This is a genomic window from Aquamicrobium sp. LC103 (genome assembly GCF_001014615.2).
GTDB lineage: Bacteria > Pseudomonadota > Alphaproteobacteria > Rhizobiales > Rhizobiaceae > LBCQ02.
Genome location: NZ_LBCQ02000009.1, coordinates 154,719 through 172,527, shown reverse-complemented (window position 1 = coordinate 172,527; position 17,809 = coordinate 154,719). Strand labels below are relative to the sequence as shown.

Below are 17,809 nucleotides of genomic sequence, written 5' to 3'. Positions count from 1 at the left end.
GAATGACCGGCTGTCGATTCCTTCTGACGGCGAACACCCGATAACCGCCTTTAAGCGCTCCCCCTGATCGTCAAGGATGACCCCATTTAGTCACCGAATGTCCGCTTCTGCGTCCAGAAGAGTACGGCACCCACTCGCTCCGACGCACGAAGGCATCGATGATCTACAGGGCGACGGGAAACATCCGCGCTATCCAGATCCTGCTCGGTCACTCGAAGATCGAGAACACCGTGCGCTATCTTGGTGTCGACGTGGAGGACGCGCTCCTCCTCGCCGAGAGAACCGAGATCTGACGCATAGCGGCCGTCCGGACTGAGCGCGGATGGCCGCTCACGGCACGACTTCTAACAGGCTGCTTTGGCCATCGTGGGGTGGAATCCGGACAGTCGGCTTTCTGAACCCTGTGTAAGAAATGCGGACGCTGCTGTAAGATGGTGCTTCCAGGCAGAAGCAGGTGTTTGCTTTTGCACCAGCCCTTTGAGGCATGAAGGGCGGTAAATTATTCGAAGGCGGGCGGTTGATCGTAGTGACTGACCCAATGAACCCAAACCGTAATACCGGCCCGCTTGAGCTCGTCCATCAACTGTCGCGTGGGATGACCCAGCGTCATCACCTCGGCATAGATGTCGTCATTGAGAATGCGCACGCTTGCGAGCGCAGGCAGGTCACGCAATGCGGCGATATTGGAAACGCCGGTGCCGATATACAGGTCGCTCAGTTGACGCAGCGGTGTCAGCAAGCCGATATCGACCGGCGATAGTATGCCGGCGACGCCGAGTTCACGCAGATTGGCGCAGTTTTCGATCCCGCCGAGACTGGCGACCTCGAAAGTGTCGTCCTCCCCATGCCAGAAGTGCCAAATGTGATGGTAGATCGTGCTCCCGCCATCGAGGTTGAGGGTTTCGAGCGTTGCCAACTTCTGCGAATCGAGCGGGTAGCGCGCCAGATAGTCGAGCACTTCAGGGACCAACCTGTACCCCTCCGTTGCGACATCGAAACTGCGCCCCAGTAGATGCTCGGCAAGTTTCGGCGGCTCGCCCAGTGCGATGGTGCCCTGTTCATCGAGTGCAGACAGAACGGCGAGCTTGAGATTCACATCGGCAAACGGTGCACCAGCCGGCCCTTGCGGCGCTGGATAGTGAAGCTGATTGGCCAAGGATGTCGTAGCGCCCGCGATAAGAACGCCTCCGGCGATCATGAAATCCCTGCGCTGCATCAAGAGGTCCTCGTTTCGCCGATTGGAACAGCGAATTCTGACGGAAGCATGATGCTCGACTGCATGTGTTGGTGGCCTTATACGATAAGGACGATGATACCCGAGTTCATAATCAGCATCTATCGACGGTATCGGCTTGTCTTTCATGTCGTGGCCGTCGCTCTTGTCGCCGCTTCGCTCCTGGTGTCTATCCAGCCGTCCTCGAATTCGCAGCCGACCGAAGAACAAGACCGGCACGAGATGGCAATGCTCGATTTCGCTCTTGCGCCGGCGTCGCTTCGGGAAATGGCGCTGCGCATAGCCGCCGGCGAAGCACCGGACGTGGATGCTTTGCGAGCGCTGGGTCCGGAGATCGACCGCTCCTATCCCAATCGGCCTCGCATCGGCGAGACTCTCCTCACCGCAGCTCTTCGATACCGGAACCTGAAGGCCATCGACGCACTGCTCGAAGCGGGCGCCGATCCGCATGCCCTGATCGATCCGGACAGTTCGTCTTCGCGGGCCGTTCGCTGGACATTCTTCTACCGGCTTCTGACTGATCGTGGGCCCTGGATCGAGGCTGAGGACCGGTACGACAGCACCTACTCCAACGAAGCACTATCGCTCTATCTGAAGCATGGCGGCGACCCGAACCACTATCCACCGGAAAACGCTTCTCCTCCGTTGGGCGCAACGCTCGACGGCAATCTGATGGGCTTCGAGATGCTGCTCGACGCCGGCGCCGACCCGTGGTCGCTAAACTATGCGGGGAATCCGTGGCTGATGGACCTCGCAATCTACAGCGGCAAGATCGCGACGCCCTACATTCACCGTCTGGCAGAACGAGGGTTTTACGACGACATAACCGACGATCAGGCGGATAGAATTCTCCAATGGGCAAACAGGCGTCTGAAGACCGCGACCGATTTGGGCGCGGCGGCTCCGGCGAGAGCCTATTACGGAGACCTTGGCGACAATGCCGTCGCGATAAAGCTGTTGATCGAACGCTCCGGACGGGAGTTGCCGCGGGATTCGGAGATTCACCGCCGTCTCTATATCGACGGTCGTCTTGGGAAGTAACCGTGGGTCAGGACGACAGCTTTCCGGTGGTCCATCCTGGTGGTCAGGCGTCTGGTTTGGCTTGCCCAGAATCGGCGGTTCCCGGCGTCGCTTGGTAGCGATGCCGTAAACGGTGGCAATATCGTATTCTTAAGAGCAATCGGCAGGGAAATGGCGGGCCGAAGCCGACGAAACCGAGAATTACGTTTACGCTATAGCCCTCTCATGATGGTCACGTCTGGATGAGCGCATGTCTATTGTGACACCGGCACGAAGTCCGATGCAAGATAGCGATTGAACGGCCTGGCGGGTGTGCTGCACGCGTCTGTTTGTGACGACGATTGATCAAACTCTCATCCGCGGATTGGCTACCGCACGACCCTTTTCCGTCGTGACCTTCCTCCGGCTCTAAATCGGGCGTCGTAAGACACTGCCCCAGGGCTATATCGAGGATTGTCCGCGTCAATCAGGGCGCGCAGCACGCCAGCCAGGTCGGAATTTCAACGATCCGATGTTCTCCTTTCCGTCGTCCGTGAGCGGTTAAAGTGCGTGTCAGGCCAGCCTTGAGACCGGCGTATGTCGGGCAATGTCCCAGATAAAGCCCGCCAGCTCGCGTGCGACCGCCGCCACGATCTTCGCCGCATGCTTGCCGGTTCCGGCCAGACGACGGAACTTCGCGCACAGGCGGGTCTGCGCCTTCCAGACGATGGCCCGGATGTGATCGGGCAGTCCGGCATTGCGCTCCCGCAGCGCTCGCCCCTCCCGCGCAGGATAGCGGTATTGCCATGCGGATTCGATCAGCATGGCGCGGGCGGCGGCGTTGCCTGTCCGGGTGAGTTCGCCGCGCCTGGTCCGCGTTCCGCTCGAATGCTCGGCCGGCACGAGGCCCAGCCAGGCCATCAGCTTTTTCGGGCTGTCGAAGCGATGCAGATCGCCGATCTCCGCGACGAGGGTGATGGCCGCGATGAACCTGATCCCCCGCAGTGCCTGAAGTGCGGTGACGACCGGAGCCAGCGGCCAATCCAGAACGGCTTGCTCCAGAACCTGCTCCAGCCGCACGCAGCGCTCCTCCAGTTCATGGATGCGGCGCTTGTATTCCTCATAGACGAACTGCTGGTGGGCAAAAGCAAAGCGCTGGTCCGAGAGCCAGCGCCAGTGCATCCGGCCCCATATGGCCTTTCCCGGATACCGACGGTCGTGCCGCAGCAGGAAGCTCTTCAGCGTGTTCTTCGCCGAGACAAGATCCTGCTTCGCCTGCCGGCGCGCCCGCACCACGTCGCGGATCGCCTCATGTGCCTCGTCCGGCACCCAGACGGCGGTGCGTTCACTGGCGCGCAACAGCCGGGCCAGCGTCTGCGCATCGCGGCGGTCGGTTTTTACACGATCATTCGGCCGACGCGGCATCGAGGACGGCGAGATCACGACGCAGTCGATCCCGAGGCTCTTCAGAAAACGATAGATCACGAACCCGCATGGGCCGGCCTCGTAGCAGACCTTCAGCGGCGCGCCGTCCTTGCCGATGCTCGCCAGCGCCTTGCGCAACACCTCGCAGTCATTGGCGACGGTCCCAAAGAACCGGATTTCACGGTCTCCACCGTCCTCGGCGACGGCAATCGATATCGTCTCCCGATGCACATCAAGGCCAATGAATTTCGTCGAAATGGTCATAGTCTCTTCCTTCCGTTGCACATGTCTCAATGCACAACATCCAGAAGCCCCGCCTGGCGCGAGGCAAGTGACCATCATAGGGTCTCTAAAATTAGGATGCGAGCGAACGGCTACAATGGGATGGGGAGCGGTCGGTTTGCTTTCGGCAGTCAGCCCACAAAAAGCGGACGTTTAGCTCGATGAACGAGCTGTGTGAGCCCAATCCGGGCCTTCGGCGCTTGTTGTGGAACCGTGGCTGTAGATCGTTCATCTTCAGGCGACTTTCACATCTGCAGAATTTCGCGGGCCGTCATTCTCTTGAAGCCCTCAAGAATTGCTTTTGATTCGCTCCCATCGACGGAGGTTGCAAGGCGTACCACGGCTTCTCCCAGTTGCCAGATCATGAAGGCCGTCGACTCATATTTCTTCGCGCTTTGTCCGTGCGCTCGCGCCATGGCATCAGCAAGCAATGCCGCGCAAAGACGGCTTTCCGTCAACTCCAGGCTCATTAACTGCTTGTCGGTCTGCGTAGCCGACCAGATGTCGCGTATTACGGGTTCGTCGCGGACCATCGCAAAGTACTGATCAAGCAGGTCGATGTAGGCCGCTTCCAACTGGGCCGGCGTTGCTACATCTCGAAGTGCCTCTTCGATACATTGGCGGCTCTGGGCATTGTAGTGTTCAGCGAGCGCGCGCACGATCGCACTTTTGTCGGGGAAGTACTGGTAGAGCGAGCCTATCGATACTCCCGCGCCCTCTGCCACATCACTCATTCTGAGTTGGTCGCTGCCATTCCGCGCGATCCGTGCGGCGGCAACGTCGAGGATCTTTTTCAAGCGCTCCCGGCTGCGTTTCTGCACTGGCTGGCGTCGGGGCAGAGAGCCATCCGTCGCACCTTCAGACGCCACCGCGCTCGCGCCTGTCGATTGTCCTTTTGCCACCGGGCTTGACTCCCTTAATGTGAGTGTTTATCACTTTTAAAAAGTGAGGGGTTGTCATGTTATACTCGGATCAGTGCAAAATCCTAGTCGAAGGTTCGTGTCAATTCACCCGCAGAGGCTACTATGCTTGAACGCCCGCTCATCCCTCTCACTTTCGTAGCAGCGATCGGAAGTGGCGTCGTCGCCGGGATATTCTTTGCGTTCTCATCTTTCGTTATGCCAGCCTTCGGCCGTGTACCGGCGGAAAGCGGGATGGCGGTTATGAACGCGGTCAACATTACCGTCTACAATCCGGGCTTTATGGTCCTCTTCATGGGAACAGCTGCGGCATCGCTACTGCTCGCTTTCGGCTCGTATGTCTGGTGGGACAACTTTGACGGAAAACTGATCCTTCTTGCGGCATTGACCTATCTTGTTCTTTGCGCGGGGGTAACATTCGCCGTCAACGTGCCACTGAACGACGCTCTTGCTGCAGCTGATCAGGGATCGCAACAACAGGCTGATCTGTGGGTCCGTATCCTCAACGATTGGACCTTCTGGAACCATGTTCGGACAGCCGCTGCGCTGGTTTCAGCAATCGCGCTAACCGTCGTTCTGTTGCGCTACAACGGAGCCTGACGCGAATTCTCGAAATCCCGTCAGATTTGTAACTCTCACCATTCGGTATCCAACCCTAGGCTCACACGGACTGCTACCGGAACGGTGAACGACGCCTGGCCGGTGAATCTAAGTGTAGCAAACTGGAAAAAGAGCGCGATGCGATCGAGCGGTGGATGCGCAAGTTCGAACACCAGCGGCTCAGCCCGCTGCACGATCTGAAGAAGGAACTCGAAGGAGAGTGACGATGACCAGAGAAACGACCAGCTTTGTCTATGTGACTTATATAGCTTCGACACCTGAAAAGGTCTTCGAGGCCATCACCAAACCCGACATCGCACGACGATACTGGGGCCACGAGAACGTTTCGGACTGGAAGCCCGGTTCGCAATGGCAGCACGTACGCGCCAATGAAGAGCGGACCGTCGAGCTCGTCGGCAAGGTGGTCGAGGTCTCGCGGCCGACCCGCCTCGTCGTCACATGGGCGGCCGCCTCGAAGGCAGCCGATCCGGCGAGCCACAGCCGCGTTACCTTCGAGATCGAGGAATACGAGGAGATGGTCAAGCTGACGGTCACCCATGACGATCTCGAAGCTGGCAGCGGGATGGCGAAGGGCATCAGCAAAGGCTGGCCGCTCGTGCTTTCCAGCCTGAAGTCCTTCCTGGAGACGGGCTCCGGCATTGACCAGTCTCCGAAGCCGAAAGTGGCCTAATCCGTCCCGTTCGGGACAATACAATCAGGAGAAGAGCAATGGCAAAGTCGTATGCAGGCGGCTGTGCGTGTGGCGCAGTGCGCTATGCCACGAACAGCGATCCCGTCTTCCAGAACCATTGCCAGTGCCGCGATTGCCAAACGCGAAGCGGGACCGGGCACGGCTCTTACCTGACCTTCGCGCAACGGGCGGAGATGAAGATCACGGGCGAAGCGAAGACCTGGCGCGTCGCGGGTGACAGCGGCAATGACAAGGTACATGCCTTCTGTCCGGCATGTGGAACGCCGATCTATCTCACGTTTACGGCGATGCCCGACCTCATCGCCGTTCACGCGGGCAGTCTGGACGATCCCGGCCAGTTTGAACCGCAAGTCGTCACTTATGGCATGCGCGCCAACGCCTGGGACACGATGGATCCGGCGCTGCCGAAGTTCGAGCGTATGCCCGGCTAGCTCGGTCAAAGTGACGGTGCAAATCCGGACGCGCTCCGGTCCACGGCGTCCGAATGGTCCGGCGGCTGCGGCAAATCTTTACGCGGGCCAGACCAACGTCGCGTCCTCGCCCCGAAAATTGACTTCTTCACCCCGGGCGGCCTCCAACTTAGAAAGGAACTTTCCAATGGTAGACATTCTACACCGCATGGGCATCGGCGCCTCTCCGCAGGGCGTGTTCGAGGCGGTCACCCAGATCAACCGCCTCAGCGCATGGTGGACGGACGACACGTCCGGCACGCCGGAAATCGGCGGTGTGATCCACTTCCAGTTCGGTGACCTCGGCTTCTTCGACATGAAGGTGCTCGAGCTCGATCCCGGCAGGCGCGTCGTCTGGCAAGTCGTGGACGGTCCGAAGGAATGGATCGGCACCAAGGTTATTTGGGACCTCAAACCCCAAGGTGAGGGAACGACCGTTCTCTTCAAGCACCAGGGATGGACTGAACCGGTCGAGTTCATGCACCACTGCAGCACCAAATGGGCGACCTACCTGATGAGCCTCAAGGCGCTGCTGGAAACGGGGAAGGGAGACCCTGCTCCCAATGACTATCGCATCAGTCTCGACGCGGACTGATTTTCGAACGGCCGTTCCGGCGGCATCGCGAACGGCCGTCATCCGGTGCAACGCAGCGAGGCCTGGATCGTGGAAGGGGATGTAACATGGTGGTTTCTGATCGGATCGACAAACTGATCGTTGCGGTGTCCCCACCTTGGCGCTTCGCGCCGGGCTCGACCTTGGCATCTTCGCCCGGATCGGTGGCGGCACGCTGACCGCCGACAGCCTTGCGCCCCGCTCAAGGTCGAGCCAGATCACCTGTTGCGGCTCCTCTGAGCGCTCGCCAGCATCGGTCTCCTCGACGCGTCGAAGCCGGCCTATCGTGGCGGCGATCATACGCTCCTGCGCGAGCTATGGGGGGCTGACCTGCTGACCGCGGAGTCGCTGCGGCAGAACCGGCTGGCTGCGCTGCACGACTTTGCCGAGGCCGCGGCGGCTTTCAGCCGCAAGCTCGCGCCGGGCGGGGTGATCTTCGGCCGGCATCTGGCCCGCGAGATGGACCTCTCGGGTGTCGGTTCGGTGATCGACATCGGCGACCCCGGGACCATCCTCGTCGGGCTCACGGACACCCAGGCCGTCGCCACGATCGTCCGGATCACCGGTGGCAACTTCCGCCTCGTTCTTCGGCTGTTCGTCCAGATCGAGCGCATCTTGCGCATCAACGGGCTCAAGGCGATCGCCGATGAGGTGGTGGAAGCGGCGCGATCCATCCTTGTGATCGGTGCCACTTAGCGCTGATAATCAGTGCCAAATAACGATCAAAGTCACAGGAAGTACTCCGAAGAATCAGCGGTCCCGCGACATGGCGGCCTACCAAAAGCGGTGGCACCGCCAGCGATCGATTCCTTGCCGCGCAACCCTCTAAAGCACAATATGGCACTCTTGATCGCAGAAATTCCCACTCTTCGGTTAACTCTACGGTGCCCTCTTGAGTGTATCGCGTCGGGAGATTATCTGCTTGGGATCAGATGGAGCACGGCCTTACCGTCCTTTATCGCTGCGGACGATAATTTGCGGTCAAAGGTTGCGAGTTGGCCTCCGTGACATTTGGCAAGCGCAAGCAGATAAGTATCGGTCACCTGCGCAGAGGTTAGGATCCTTGCAGGATCAACGTCCTTGGAGCCGGCGAGGCTCACATCATCGGACCAAAACCGGTGTCCCGGAAGCGCCCGCAATCTGCTGACGATGTTTGCAACGAGGGCAGGGGCGCCAGGAGAGTTTGGGTATTTTGGATTGCCGACAATCCGCATGACTCCATTCTCGGTAATAGGACAGGTTGCCCAAGACGTTTGCCCCGTCGATTCGAACCAGCGATGGGCGTCATCGTGGGCAATATGGGCCGGATCCATCAGCGCGATCAGCACATTGACGTCAAGCAGATAGGTCACGGAAGTTCATCGCGCAATTCATTGACGATTTCCAATGTGACCGGCGCACTATCGGGATGTGGGGACAGCAACGGAATGCCGTTGCGCTCGCCACCGATCTGCGGTCGACGCAAAGCCCGCCGCGCCAACTCGGAGATTACATCCCCGAGACTTCGATCCTGCTGACGGGCCATGGCTTTGGCCGCAATCAAAACATCATCATCAATCGCCAGGGTCGTTCTCATTGTATGCCCTCAGAAGCACATCAATCATCACGCATCAGATAGCGCGGATGTCCTCTTCTTTCAAGGATGTATGCGTGGCAGGTGCGGTGTAGATGTATTCCGCTTTCCGCTCGGCAGCATTGGGTGGACAACGAGGCTTTGAGAGGCAAATTTGCCACGTTCTGGAAGCGGACGACCGCAGCGAACACGTTTAACATTGGCTATCCCGCCTATACCGCGCTCGAATTGTCCGTTCGGACGATGTGCGTGCAGCGAGACGAACCATGCTGGCCGGTCTCGGGAGGACCAATGATGAACCGATTTCTAGCTGCATGCATTTTTACCCTGGTGCCCTTCGGCGCGTGTGCCGCCGACGACTTTCAGGCTGTACTCGAAAAGGCTCGGGAGGAAGGCAGCGTCATCGTCCGGATCACAAATCCCAGCGCTCCGGAAACGCATGCGGCGCTCGAAAAGGCCTTCAACGAACGGTTTGGCCTCTCGGTGAAGCTCGAGTGGACGCCGCAGGGAGCTCCGCAGACGAATGCCCGCATCATCACCGAGGCGAGTGGCGGCGCGGGCTCGGTCGACCTCGTTGGCCTTGGAAGCGCGGAGGACGTGGAGGCGTTGCGGAGCCGAGATCTTCTGAAGCCCTATCCTTGGGTCGAGGTGTTCGGCAAGGAACTGCCCGAACTCGCAAAAGCTGTCGATGAGGTCATCCCCGACCTGCGCGGCACGACATTCAATCTCTTGGATGCTGTCTATGGCGTCGGATGGAATACGAACCTCATCAAAGCTGAAGAAGTGCCGACGACGACGATGCAACTGGCGGATGCCAAGTGGAATGGAAAGCTCGCGCTCAACGCCTTTTTTCTCAATCCTTTGCCGACGATTGCCTATGTCATCGGCCAGGACGCCATGCTCGACTATGCGAAACAGCTGGTTGAAAACATGCCGATCTTGCAGCGGGGCAGCCCGGTCGTGATGCAGGCATTGTCCGTGGGCCAAGCGCCGCTCGGCATCATCACCTACCATGCCGCTGTCGCTGCCGAAAAAAAGGGACAGCCGGTCGGTTTCAAGCTCTTCGACGACTATATCATGGTCTATCAAGGCTATATCTACGTGCCAGAGAATGCGCCGCATCCCAATGCCGCAAAGCTCTTCACCGCCTGGCTTGCCAGTGAAGGTTATAAGGTCGCGGAGCAGTTCGAAGCCATACCACGCCTCAGCAACGAAGGCTCGGAGATCGCCCAACTCGTTTCCGACGCTCAGGCCAAAGCGGGCGCAAAGATCGCGATGCCCGTCTCGATGAGCGAGATTAAGGCGCAGGAAAAGCTCCGCGCCGAGCTGACGAAACTGCTGACTGGTGCCGGCAATTGACCGGCGCGTTCGCAGTTGCGCAGGCCGGCAAAGACAGCCGCTCCCTATAAGCCATGCTATCGATCAAAAACCTGACGAAGGTCTATCCGGCGCGCGGCGGGGCACAACCCGTCGATGCGCTGCGAGGCGTCGATCTCAAGGTCGAGCAAGGAGAGTTCTTTGCGTTACTCGGCCCGAGCGGCTGCGGCAAGACCACCATTTTGCAGTCGATCGCTGGTCTCGAGATGCCGACCAGCGGAGACATCGTCATCGGCGACAAGACCGTGTTTGATGCGGTGGCCGGCCAGTTCATACCGGCCGCCCAGCGTCATCTCGGCATGGTCTTCCAGTCCTATGCCATCTGGCCGCATATGACGGTCTTCGACAACGTCGCTTTCCCGCTGAGGCACGGGCGCAAGCGCGCCTCGGGGGAGGAACTGAGGCGGCGAGTCATGGCGGCGCTCGAGCGGGTAAAGCTCGCAGCTTTCGCGAACCGGCCGGCACCGCATCTGAGCGGAGGACAGCAGCAGCGTGTCGCAATCGCGCGCGCCATCGTTCACGAACCTCGGTTGCTGCTTCTCGACGAACCGCTCAGTAATCTCGACGCACGCCTGCGCGACGCGATGCGCGAGGAACTGCGGGCGATGGTAAAGGAGCTTGGCATCACGACGATCTTCGTCACCCATGATCAGGTGGAAGCCATGGGCATGGCCGACCGTATCGCGATCATCGATCAGGGTCGGATCATGCAGATCGGACAGCCCGAACAGATCTATTTCTCGCCGCGCAATGCGTTCGTCGCGAACTTCATCGGCCGCAGCAATACGGTCGAGGTGAAAGTCACCGGAACGGAAACGAGCAACGGCAGGACACTTCAGCGGTTGGCAGCTCCCATGGGCGAGCTCGTGGCGGTCGCGAATCCCAACGTTTCGCTCGGCGACGAGGTCCTATGCATCATTCGACCGCAGGCATTCGTCCTGGGCGGTGTCGACGCCGAGAACCGATTCGAGGGGCACGTGGTGTCGCGTAGCTTCCTCGGCGACCATGTCGAGCTCGATGTGGCCATTGCCGGCGTTATCCTGCGGATTGTAGCCGGTCCTTATGACACGATATCCGTAGGCAGCAGGATCAGTCTGAGTATTCCTTACCAGCGCTGCGTCGTCGTGGCGCGGGATCGGGTATGACCGAGTTGCGCGAACAAGGCATCGGCCGACGACCGGCGCTTCGAACAGGTCCGTCAACGCTGCCGCAGGCACTGGCGCTCGTCGGGCTGGCTGCCTTGATCATCGGCCCGTTGTTGATCCTGCTGCGCACCGCATTTCTTCCGCCGGACAGTTTTCCGTTCGACAGTTGGACCTTTACCGGCCAGAATTTCGTCCAGATCCTCAGCGATCCGGAAGTCCCCTCGCTGCTGCTCAACACCGCGATCTACGCATCCGGCAGCATCGCGCTTGGCCTTCTCTTCGCGATCTGGCTGGCCTGGCTCGTGGAACGCACCGATATGCCGGGACGCATCGCGATACGGGTGGCGATGTTCACCTGGATGGCAGTGCCACCGATCATCCTGGGGTTCGGATGGATACTGCTCCTGAACCCCGGCAGCGGTGTGCTCAACGGCATCTGGACCCAATTCGCCGGCAAGCCCGGACCGCTCACCATCTATTCGATGTGGGCGCTGGTTTTCATAACGGGCGTCAGTGTGACACCTACGGCCTTCGTCATGATCGGCGGACTGTTCCGCAATATGGACAGCCAATTGGAAAGCGCCGGCTATGTGCATGGCGGAACGCGGATGTCGGTCACGCGCCGCATCCTCATACCGTTGCTGATGCCGGGCCTGTTATCGGTAGCGATCTATGTCTTCATCGCTGTGGTGCAAACATTCGAGCTTCCTCTCATCGTCGGCCTGACAGCTCGAATCCCGGTGCTGAGCACACGCATTTACCTGCTGTCGTCACCGGATGTCGGCGTGCCTAATTATGGCCTGTCCGCAGCCTTCGGCATTCTCCTGCTGGCGATCGCGTTGATGCTGATGCTGCTCTACTTCAGGGTCGTCGGCGCGGGCGAAAGATACAAGGTGGTCACTGGCAAGGCGTTCCGACCTCGAATGGCGCGACTCGGCTCATGGAGGTGGCCGGCAGCGGCGAGTGCGTTCTTGCTGATGTTCATTATGGTCATGCCGCTGCTGATCCTGGCCTGGACGAGCTTTCTGAGTTTCTACGAGCCCCCCTCCGTTGCCGCCTTGTCTCGCTTTTCTCTGTCGACCTACACGCAGGTGATCGGCAGGACGGCTGTGCAGGAGGCGATCGTCAACACGGTAGTGCTTGTGCTGGCCAGCAGCCTGGCCACGATGGCGCTCGCCTGTATCGTCGCATGGCTCTCCGCCCGCGGAACCGGCTGGATGTCACGCGCGCTCGACATGCTCTCGTTCTCGCCGATGGCCATCCCGCCCATCGTCATGGCGATGGCCATACTTCTTCTCTACTTGCGGACGCCTCTTTATGGGTCGGTAGCCATCCTCATCGTCGGACACATCACCATATACTTGGCGTTCGCGACGCGAACCATGTCGAGCGCATTCGTCCAGTTGCACAGGGAGCTGTCCGATGCGGCGATGGTAAGCGGGGCGGGCTGGTGGACGACGCTCCTGCGCATCGTGATCCCCCTCGTCTGGCCGCAGGTGCTGAACGGATGGGTATGGGTGCTGGCGCACAGTGCCCGAGATCTCACCATTCCGCTGCTTCTCATGACCAATCGCAACATGGTTATCTCGACGGTAACGTGGACTCTTTGGGACGTACCTGACCTTCCTGGCGCAGCGGCGCTGTCGATGCTGCTCGTCGTAGCGCTGCTGTGCGTGGTCGTTCCCGTGCAGGTGTGGATCGGCCGAGCTTCATCGCGCGGTTGATGTGGCGCTCGTCATTTCAGCCTTAGTCCTTTCGGACGTTTTATGCCGAAAGAAAGTCTTTTGAGGAGGGTGTTGGTCGCCCACCGAAAAATCAACTGGAAGATCGATGACCTTCAGCATCCCCTACTACTGCAAGTCGCTGGACTGGGACAAATTCATTGCGGATTATCCACCACCGCCCCACTTCCACACGACGGTCGGCCGCCTTTCCGCAGACGCGATGCATGCGTTGCAGGAGCGTCGTTTCCTCGATCGCGTGGCCGAAGCCTGGGACGTCCCGTTCTATAAGCGGCGCTGGAGCGCGGCGGGTCTGGACAGGGGAGACGTCACGCGGCTGGAACACATAGACCGTATCCCGATCTTCAACAGTGATGATCTGAAGGAGGCGCTTCAATCGTCGCCCCCCTTTGGCGACCATTATCGCTTCGACCGCTCCGCGTTTGGCACGATGCCGCTGAAAATCCAAACCAGCGGCGGCACCACTGGAATGCCGCGCCCCACCCTTTTCGATCCGATTGCATGGGAAGTTCAGGGCGTCCAGATGGCGCGGGCCTACTTCGAGCAGGGCGCGCGGCCGGGCGACGTCGTGCAACTGACCTATACGAACTCGCTTGCGAATGCGGGCTGGAACGCCTTCAATGCGCTTTTCCATTGGATGGGGTGTGTGCCGGTGACGACCGGCAGCGGCGTCGTGACGCCCAGCATGCGCAAGCTGGAATATGCGCGCGAGTGGGGCATCGACTGGTGGTTCGCGCGGGGCGAATACATCGGGCGACTCGCTCAGGTGGCGGAAGAGAACGGCTTCGATCTCCATCAGTTGAAGACGCGCTTCATGTTCTCTTTTCTCGGCCCCGACGTCGACGGGCATTTCCGCGCGAAGCTGGAGGCAGCATGGGGTTGTCCGGTCTACGACAATTACGGAACCCACGAGATCGGCCTGATCGCGTTTGAAGGACGTGAACGCAAAGGCAAGCACATCAACGAAGACACATGCTATGTGCAGATCGTCGATACGGACACGGGACTGCCTTTGCCCTATGGGCAGCGTGGCAATCTGGTTGCGACGAGCCTTCATCGGTCGGTTCCGCCCATCATCAGATACGACCTGCGGGACCTCATGATCATGAGCGATCGCGAGGAGTCTGAGTCCGGCATCGTCTCGCGCAAGCTGTCGACATTCCTCGGTCGGGCGGACGAGATGGTCAAGCTGCGCGGCACCAATGTCTATCCGCTCGCATGCCAGAATGCCATTACCAAGGACGATCATACGTCTGGCGAGTATATTTGCGTGGTCCATTATGTGGGCGAAGGGCTGGCCCGCCGTGAAGAAATGATCGTGCGGATCGAAAGGAAGTCGCGGGACGTTGATTCAGTGGCCCTCGAGGCCGCGATGCGCCAGGCTCTCTATAAGGATCTCGGAGTAAAGGTGGACGTGGAGATTGTCGATCCTGGGGCTCTGGCGGAATTCACGCGTTTGGGTAAGGACAAGGTGCGCCGGCTGCTCGACCTGAGGCATTAAAGAGTGGTTGTCGGCTCGATCATCCAATCCATATTGATGTGCGGATCGTTACATTATGATCCAGGGACGTCGCCAAACTCCAACCGCATCGCCGTCACTGAGAACCAGTCATCTGCATTTTTGAGGGCCGAGACCGCAAACAGGCAACCGATCGATGACGTTCACGAAGGTTTCAACTTCACCAATGCGATGTAGCGCTGGCTGTCATTCGTGCCGTAGAGATAGCTGACCGATACCAGCCTCGATCGCACCTGCTTGCCAGCTGGCCGCATCCTCCGTTAAGGGATCAAGATATGGCGCAAGTGAATTCGACGTTACGTGGTGGCTGCGTATTGGGCCTGCGTATCTACGAGCAAATCCATCGGGCGTCGCAGGCTGAGTTGGCAGCCCTTTCCAGTGCCAGCAGCAGCGACGTGTCCGACGTCACGCGCGGCAGGGGCGTTGTCGATGGGGGCATTCATGCCTTGTACACCCCGATGGGCCGCATCTTCGGTTCGGCGATCACCGTCGATCTGACACCGGGCGACGGGCTGCTGCTGCGCGCCGCTATTTCAGTCGCCAAGCCTGGCGATGTCATTGTCGCCAATGCGCATGGAGAGACGTCCCGTGCCGTGCTCGGCGGCGTCATCGCCATGCACATGGTAAAGCGTGGCGTTTCGGGGTTGGTCGTTGACGGCGTGATCCGCGACGTCGGCGAGTTTCGCCAACTCGGCCTGCCGGTCATGGCGCGCGGCTTCACGCCCCGATCCGGCAGCACCGCATCCGGTTTCGGGGAGGTCAATGTGCCGGTCGCCTGCGGTGGCGCGGTGGTGTGCCCAGGGGACGTCGTCATCGGCGATGCCGAGGGGCTGGTCGTCGTTCCTCGTCATTGGGTCGGCGAAATTGCCCTAGCCATAGGCGCCGCCGGTCATCCGGAATTTTCGCCCGAAACCATCAGTCGGCGCCTTGAGGAATTGCCACCCGACACGCCGGTTCTCGGCATGGATTCGGTGCACAGGGCTGTGGCCGAGCGCAACGGCGTGATTATCGACGGCGCCTTTGACGATGCGCCAGGCCCCTGTGCCGGACAGCGCGTTCGATGACCACCTCGGATACGGGTCGCAGGAACGAGCAGTCGGACCCGGCGGTGCAAGCGGCGCACCTTGCTGCACGTCCGCAGTGGCTGACACTCGGCAGGGAGGCTGTTGTCGAGCCCGATCTTCCTGTCATCGACGCACATCACCATTTGTGGGATCCACCGGAAAGGCGCTACCTCTTGGATGAACTGCTCGCCGACACGGACACGGGCCATGCCGTCGCCGCTACGGTGTTCGTCGAGTGCGGTGCCATGTACAGGGCGTCTGGGCCGGAAGCGTTTCGTCGTGTCGGCGAAGTCGAATTCGCCACCGCCATCGCTGTCCAATGTGAAAAGAGACGCCACGGCGACACGCGCGCCTGCGCGGCGATTGTCGGCTCGATCGACTACACGCTCGGCCATTGGGTCGAGCCGGTGCTGGAGGCTCAACTGGCTGCCTCGGGCAGCCGGTTGAAGGGCGTGCGCGGTCGAACCGCATGGGACGCTTCACCCGATGTTAACATCCTGGCGACGCCAGCGGGGATAATGACGAGGGCCGAAACTCGTGACGCGATCGCATGTGTGGGAAGGTTGGGTCTCTCAGTCGACGTCTGGTCGTTCTATCATCAGATGGACGAGGCTGCAGCCTTGGCGCGCGCATTTCCTTCGGTGCGCTTCGTCATAAATCACACGGCGGGTCCGCTTGGGGTAGGGCCGTATTACGGCCGGCGTGATGAGTTGTTTCCGGCTTGGGCCGCGAAGGTCGCGGAACTGGCCAGCGTGCCGAACGTCGTCGTGAAACTGGGTGGCCTCGCAATGCGCTATGCCGGCTTCGAGTTCGATCGCAGACCGCGCCCGCCATCCTCCGACGAATTGGTGCGGGCCTGGCGTCCTTACGTCGAAACCAGCATTCAGGCTTTCGGGCCAGATAGATGCATGTTCGAAAGCAATTTTCCGGTCGACAAGTCCATGGTCGGCTATGTGGTATTGTGGAACGCCTTCAAGAAGCTATGCGCGGGTTACGGCAAGGAGGAACGACGGTTCCTGTTGTCCGGCACGGCTGCACAGGTCTATGGCATCGCCGCAGGCTGAGACATTTCCACCGAGGCGATGCCCGATGGTATCGAGGTCAAGCGCGATGCTTCGGCCCGGATCATGGCGCAGAGGGTCTCTGCGGCCAAGGTTAGCGTCCGCCGCTTGAGGCGCACCATCATCAGGCTGGTTTCGACCTTCAGCCCGTCGATCGGCAAGCTCCGCAGCTCGCCGTTGCGAAGTTCCTGCGAAATGGCCGATTGCGGCAATACAGTGTAGCCGAACCCGCGTATCACCAGCTCTTTGATCACCGAGAGTGAATCGATCTCCGCGCGAATGGTCGGCTTCAGATCGTACTCCTGGAGAGCGCGTTCCAGCCGGCGGCGCCATCCGTAGGAGGTCGTGGTCAGCACCAGCGGCAGGGTTGCGAGTTCCGACACGGAGAGATGCCCGGGAAGGGCGGTCCGGTTCGATCCGACGAGATGCAACTGGTCGACCAGCAGCAATTCGGGCTCGACCGTTGGAAGGGTGGGCGGGTCGAACACCACTCCCAGGTCGATCTCTTCCGTCAGCAGCCAACCATGGATGACGTTGATTGTCTCCTCGCGCATTGTCAGACGGACCTGAGGATGTTCGGCGCGAAATCGCTCGATGACGGGCGGCGCCAGCGTCCGGGCGATGGACGGTGGCGCGGCGAACATGATGTGCCCCGATGGAAACCGTGTGTGCGAGAAGGCATCGGCCTTGAGGTCGTTGGCCTCCTGCAGGACCCGATGTGCATGGGCGAGCACCGAACGCCCCGCTTCCGTGAGGGTCACGCCGCGGCTGTGGCGGTCAAGCAAACTGACGCCTAGCTCTGCCTCGAGCGTGCCGACATGATAGCTCAGTGCCGATTGCGCGATATGGATCTCGGCAGCGGCGCGGGTGAAACTGGCCAGTTCGGCGACCCTCACAAAGTATCTCAGTTGCTTCAGGTCCAAGGCGTTTCTCCCGAGCTGCGACCAGAGATATCAAAAATCGAGATGGTACGCCACGAAACTCTCTATTGGATAGGCTGGCGCTGGGGCGTGTAGGGTGCCGCCATCTAAAATCTATGGAGAGAGCGCATATGTTCCAGGGTAACGCTTCGGCGTGGCAGTGGCTTTGGGCGT

The 17,809-nt window shown here is 60.1% G+C and carries 18 protein-coding genes and 1 pseudogene; 13 read left to right on the top strand and 6 right to left on the bottom strand.

The window, feature by feature from the left end; translation table 11 throughout:
• Window positions 1-107: 107 nt before the first annotated feature.
• Window positions 108-293, top strand: a pseudogene (locus XW59_RS18360) (tyrosine-type recombinase/integrase); the annotation flags it as partial.
• A gap of 206 nt (window positions 294-499) precedes the next feature.
• Here the strand turns inward: XW59_RS18360 and XW59_RS18355 are convergent.
• On the bottom strand, window positions 500-1,216 hold the full coding sequence (locus tag XW59_RS18355) for a hypothetical protein (RefSeq protein ID WP_052958248.1): 717 nt from the start codon (window positions 1,214-1,216) through the stop codon (window positions 500-502).
• A 246-nt stretch (window positions 1,217-1,462) separates the two neighbouring features.
• On the opposite strand from XW59_RS18355, the gene XW59_RS18350 reads away from it, so the two are divergent.
• Window positions 1,463-2,275, top strand: a complete 813-nt coding sequence (locus XW59_RS18350; RefSeq protein ID WP_136068323.1) for a hypothetical protein — start codon at window positions 1,463-1,465, stop codon at window positions 2,273-2,275.
• Between the two features lie 531 nt (window positions 2,276-2,806).
• Here the strand turns inward: XW59_RS18350 and XW59_RS18345 are convergent.
• Window positions 2,807-3,922: an IS110 family transposase gene (locus XW59_RS18345; RefSeq protein ID WP_047146812.1), complete on the bottom strand. Its 1,116-nt coding sequence runs from the start codon at window positions 3,920-3,922 to the stop codon at window positions 2,807-2,809.
• Between the two features lie 263 nt (window positions 3,923-4,185).
• Window positions 4,186-4,842, bottom strand: coding sequence for a TetR family transcriptional regulator (locus XW59_RS18340; RefSeq protein WP_246666133.1), 657 nt, complete (start codon window positions 4,840-4,842; stop codon window positions 4,186-4,188).
• Between the two features lie 123 nt (window positions 4,843-4,965).
• On the opposite strand from XW59_RS18340, the gene XW59_RS18335 reads away from it, so the two are divergent.
• The 5 genes from XW59_RS18335 to XW59_RS29880 all read left to right on the top strand — a co-directional run bounded on the left by XW59_RS18335 (window position 4,966) and on the right by XW59_RS29880 (window position 7,930).
• A complete protein-coding gene (locus XW59_RS18335) occupies window positions 4,966-5,460 on the top strand; it encodes an anthrone oxygenase family protein (RefSeq protein WP_047146810.1) in 495 nt (164 codons plus the stop codon).
• A 226-nt stretch (window positions 5,461-5,686) separates the two neighbouring features.
• On the top strand, window positions 5,687-6,151 hold the full coding sequence (locus XW59_RS18325) for an SRPBCC family protein (protein WP_047146809.1): 465 nt from the start codon (window positions 5,687-5,689) through the stop codon (window positions 6,149-6,151).
• 38 nt (window positions 6,152-6,189) lie between these two features.
• The gene (locus XW59_RS18320) at window positions 6,190-6,603 is read left to right on the top strand and encodes a GFA family protein (protein WP_047146808.1); all 414 of its coding nucleotides are present in this window, start codon (window positions 6,190-6,192) and stop codon (window positions 6,601-6,603) included.
• Between the two features lie 166 nt (window positions 6,604-6,769).
• A complete protein-coding gene (locus tag XW59_RS18315; protein ID WP_047146807.1) occupies window positions 6,770-7,216 on the top strand; it encodes an SRPBCC domain-containing protein in 447 nt (148 codons plus the stop codon).
• 447 nt (window positions 7,217-7,663) lie between these two features.
• On the top strand, window positions 7,664-7,930 hold the full coding sequence (locus XW59_RS29880; protein WP_047146806.1) for a hypothetical protein: 267 nt from the start codon (window positions 7,664-7,666) through the stop codon (window positions 7,928-7,930).
• Window positions 7,931-8,148: 218 nt separating this feature from the next.
• Here XW59_RS29880 and XW59_RS18305 read toward each other — a convergent pair whose 3' ends face one another.
• A complete protein-coding gene (locus tag XW59_RS18305) occupies window positions 8,149-8,586 on the bottom strand; it encodes a TA system VapC family ribonuclease toxin (RefSeq protein ID WP_136068321.1) in 438 nt (145 codons plus the stop codon).
• Window positions 8,583-8,810, bottom strand: coding sequence for a CopG family transcriptional regulator (locus XW59_RS29515; protein WP_136068319.1), 228 nt, complete (start codon window positions 8,808-8,810; stop codon window positions 8,583-8,585). The genes XW59_RS18305 and XW59_RS29515 overlap by 4 nt, the downstream gene beginning before the upstream one ends.
• A gap of 291 nt (window positions 8,811-9,101) precedes the next feature.
• Between XW59_RS29515 and XW59_RS18295 the strand changes: the two genes are divergently transcribed.
• The 6 genes from XW59_RS18295 to XW59_RS18270 all read left to right on the top strand — a co-directional run bounded on the left by XW59_RS18295 (window position 9,102) and on the right by XW59_RS18270 (window position 16,718).
• Window positions 9,102-10,166 carry an ABC transporter substrate-binding protein gene (locus tag XW59_RS18295; RefSeq protein ID WP_170990180.1) on the top strand — a complete coding sequence of 355 codons (1,065 nt, stop codon included), beginning with the start codon at window positions 9,102-9,104 and terminating at the stop codon, window positions 10,164-10,166.
• Between the two features lie 53 nt (window positions 10,167-10,219).
• Window positions 10,220-11,329, top strand: a complete 1,110-nt coding sequence (locus tag XW59_RS18290) for an ABC transporter ATP-binding protein (RefSeq protein WP_047146804.1) — start codon at window positions 10,220-10,222, stop codon at window positions 11,327-11,329.
• On the top strand, window positions 11,326-13,053 hold the full coding sequence (locus tag XW59_RS18285) for an iron ABC transporter permease (protein WP_052958247.1): 1,728 nt from the start codon (window positions 11,326-11,328) through the stop codon (window positions 13,051-13,053). Before XW59_RS18290 ends, XW59_RS18285 begins: the two co-directional genes overlap by 4 nt.
• A gap of 106 nt (window positions 13,054-13,159) precedes the next feature.
• Window positions 13,160-14,572 carry an AMP-binding protein gene (locus XW59_RS18280; protein ID WP_047146803.1) on the top strand — a complete coding sequence of 471 codons (1,413 nt, stop codon included), beginning with the start codon at window positions 13,160-13,162 and terminating at the stop codon, window positions 14,570-14,572.
• Window positions 14,573-14,865: 293 nt separating this feature from the next.
• Entirely contained in the window at window positions 14,866-15,654 is a 789-nt protein-coding gene (locus XW59_RS18275; protein WP_082137678.1) for a hypothetical protein, read from the top strand.
• A complete protein-coding gene (locus tag XW59_RS18270; protein WP_047146802.1) occupies window positions 15,651-16,718 on the top strand; it encodes an amidohydrolase family protein in 1,068 nt (355 codons plus the stop codon). Before XW59_RS18275 ends, XW59_RS18270 begins: the two co-directional genes overlap by 4 nt.
• On the opposite strand, the gene XW59_RS18265 is transcribed toward XW59_RS18270, so the two are convergent.
• Window positions 16,697-17,638: a LysR family transcriptional regulator gene (locus XW59_RS18265; RefSeq protein ID WP_047146801.1), complete on the bottom strand. Its 942-nt coding sequence runs from the start codon at window positions 17,636-17,638 to the stop codon at window positions 16,697-16,699. The genes XW59_RS18270 and XW59_RS18265 overlap by 22 nt on opposite strands.
• Between the last annotated feature and the right edge of the window lie 171 nt (window positions 17,639-17,809).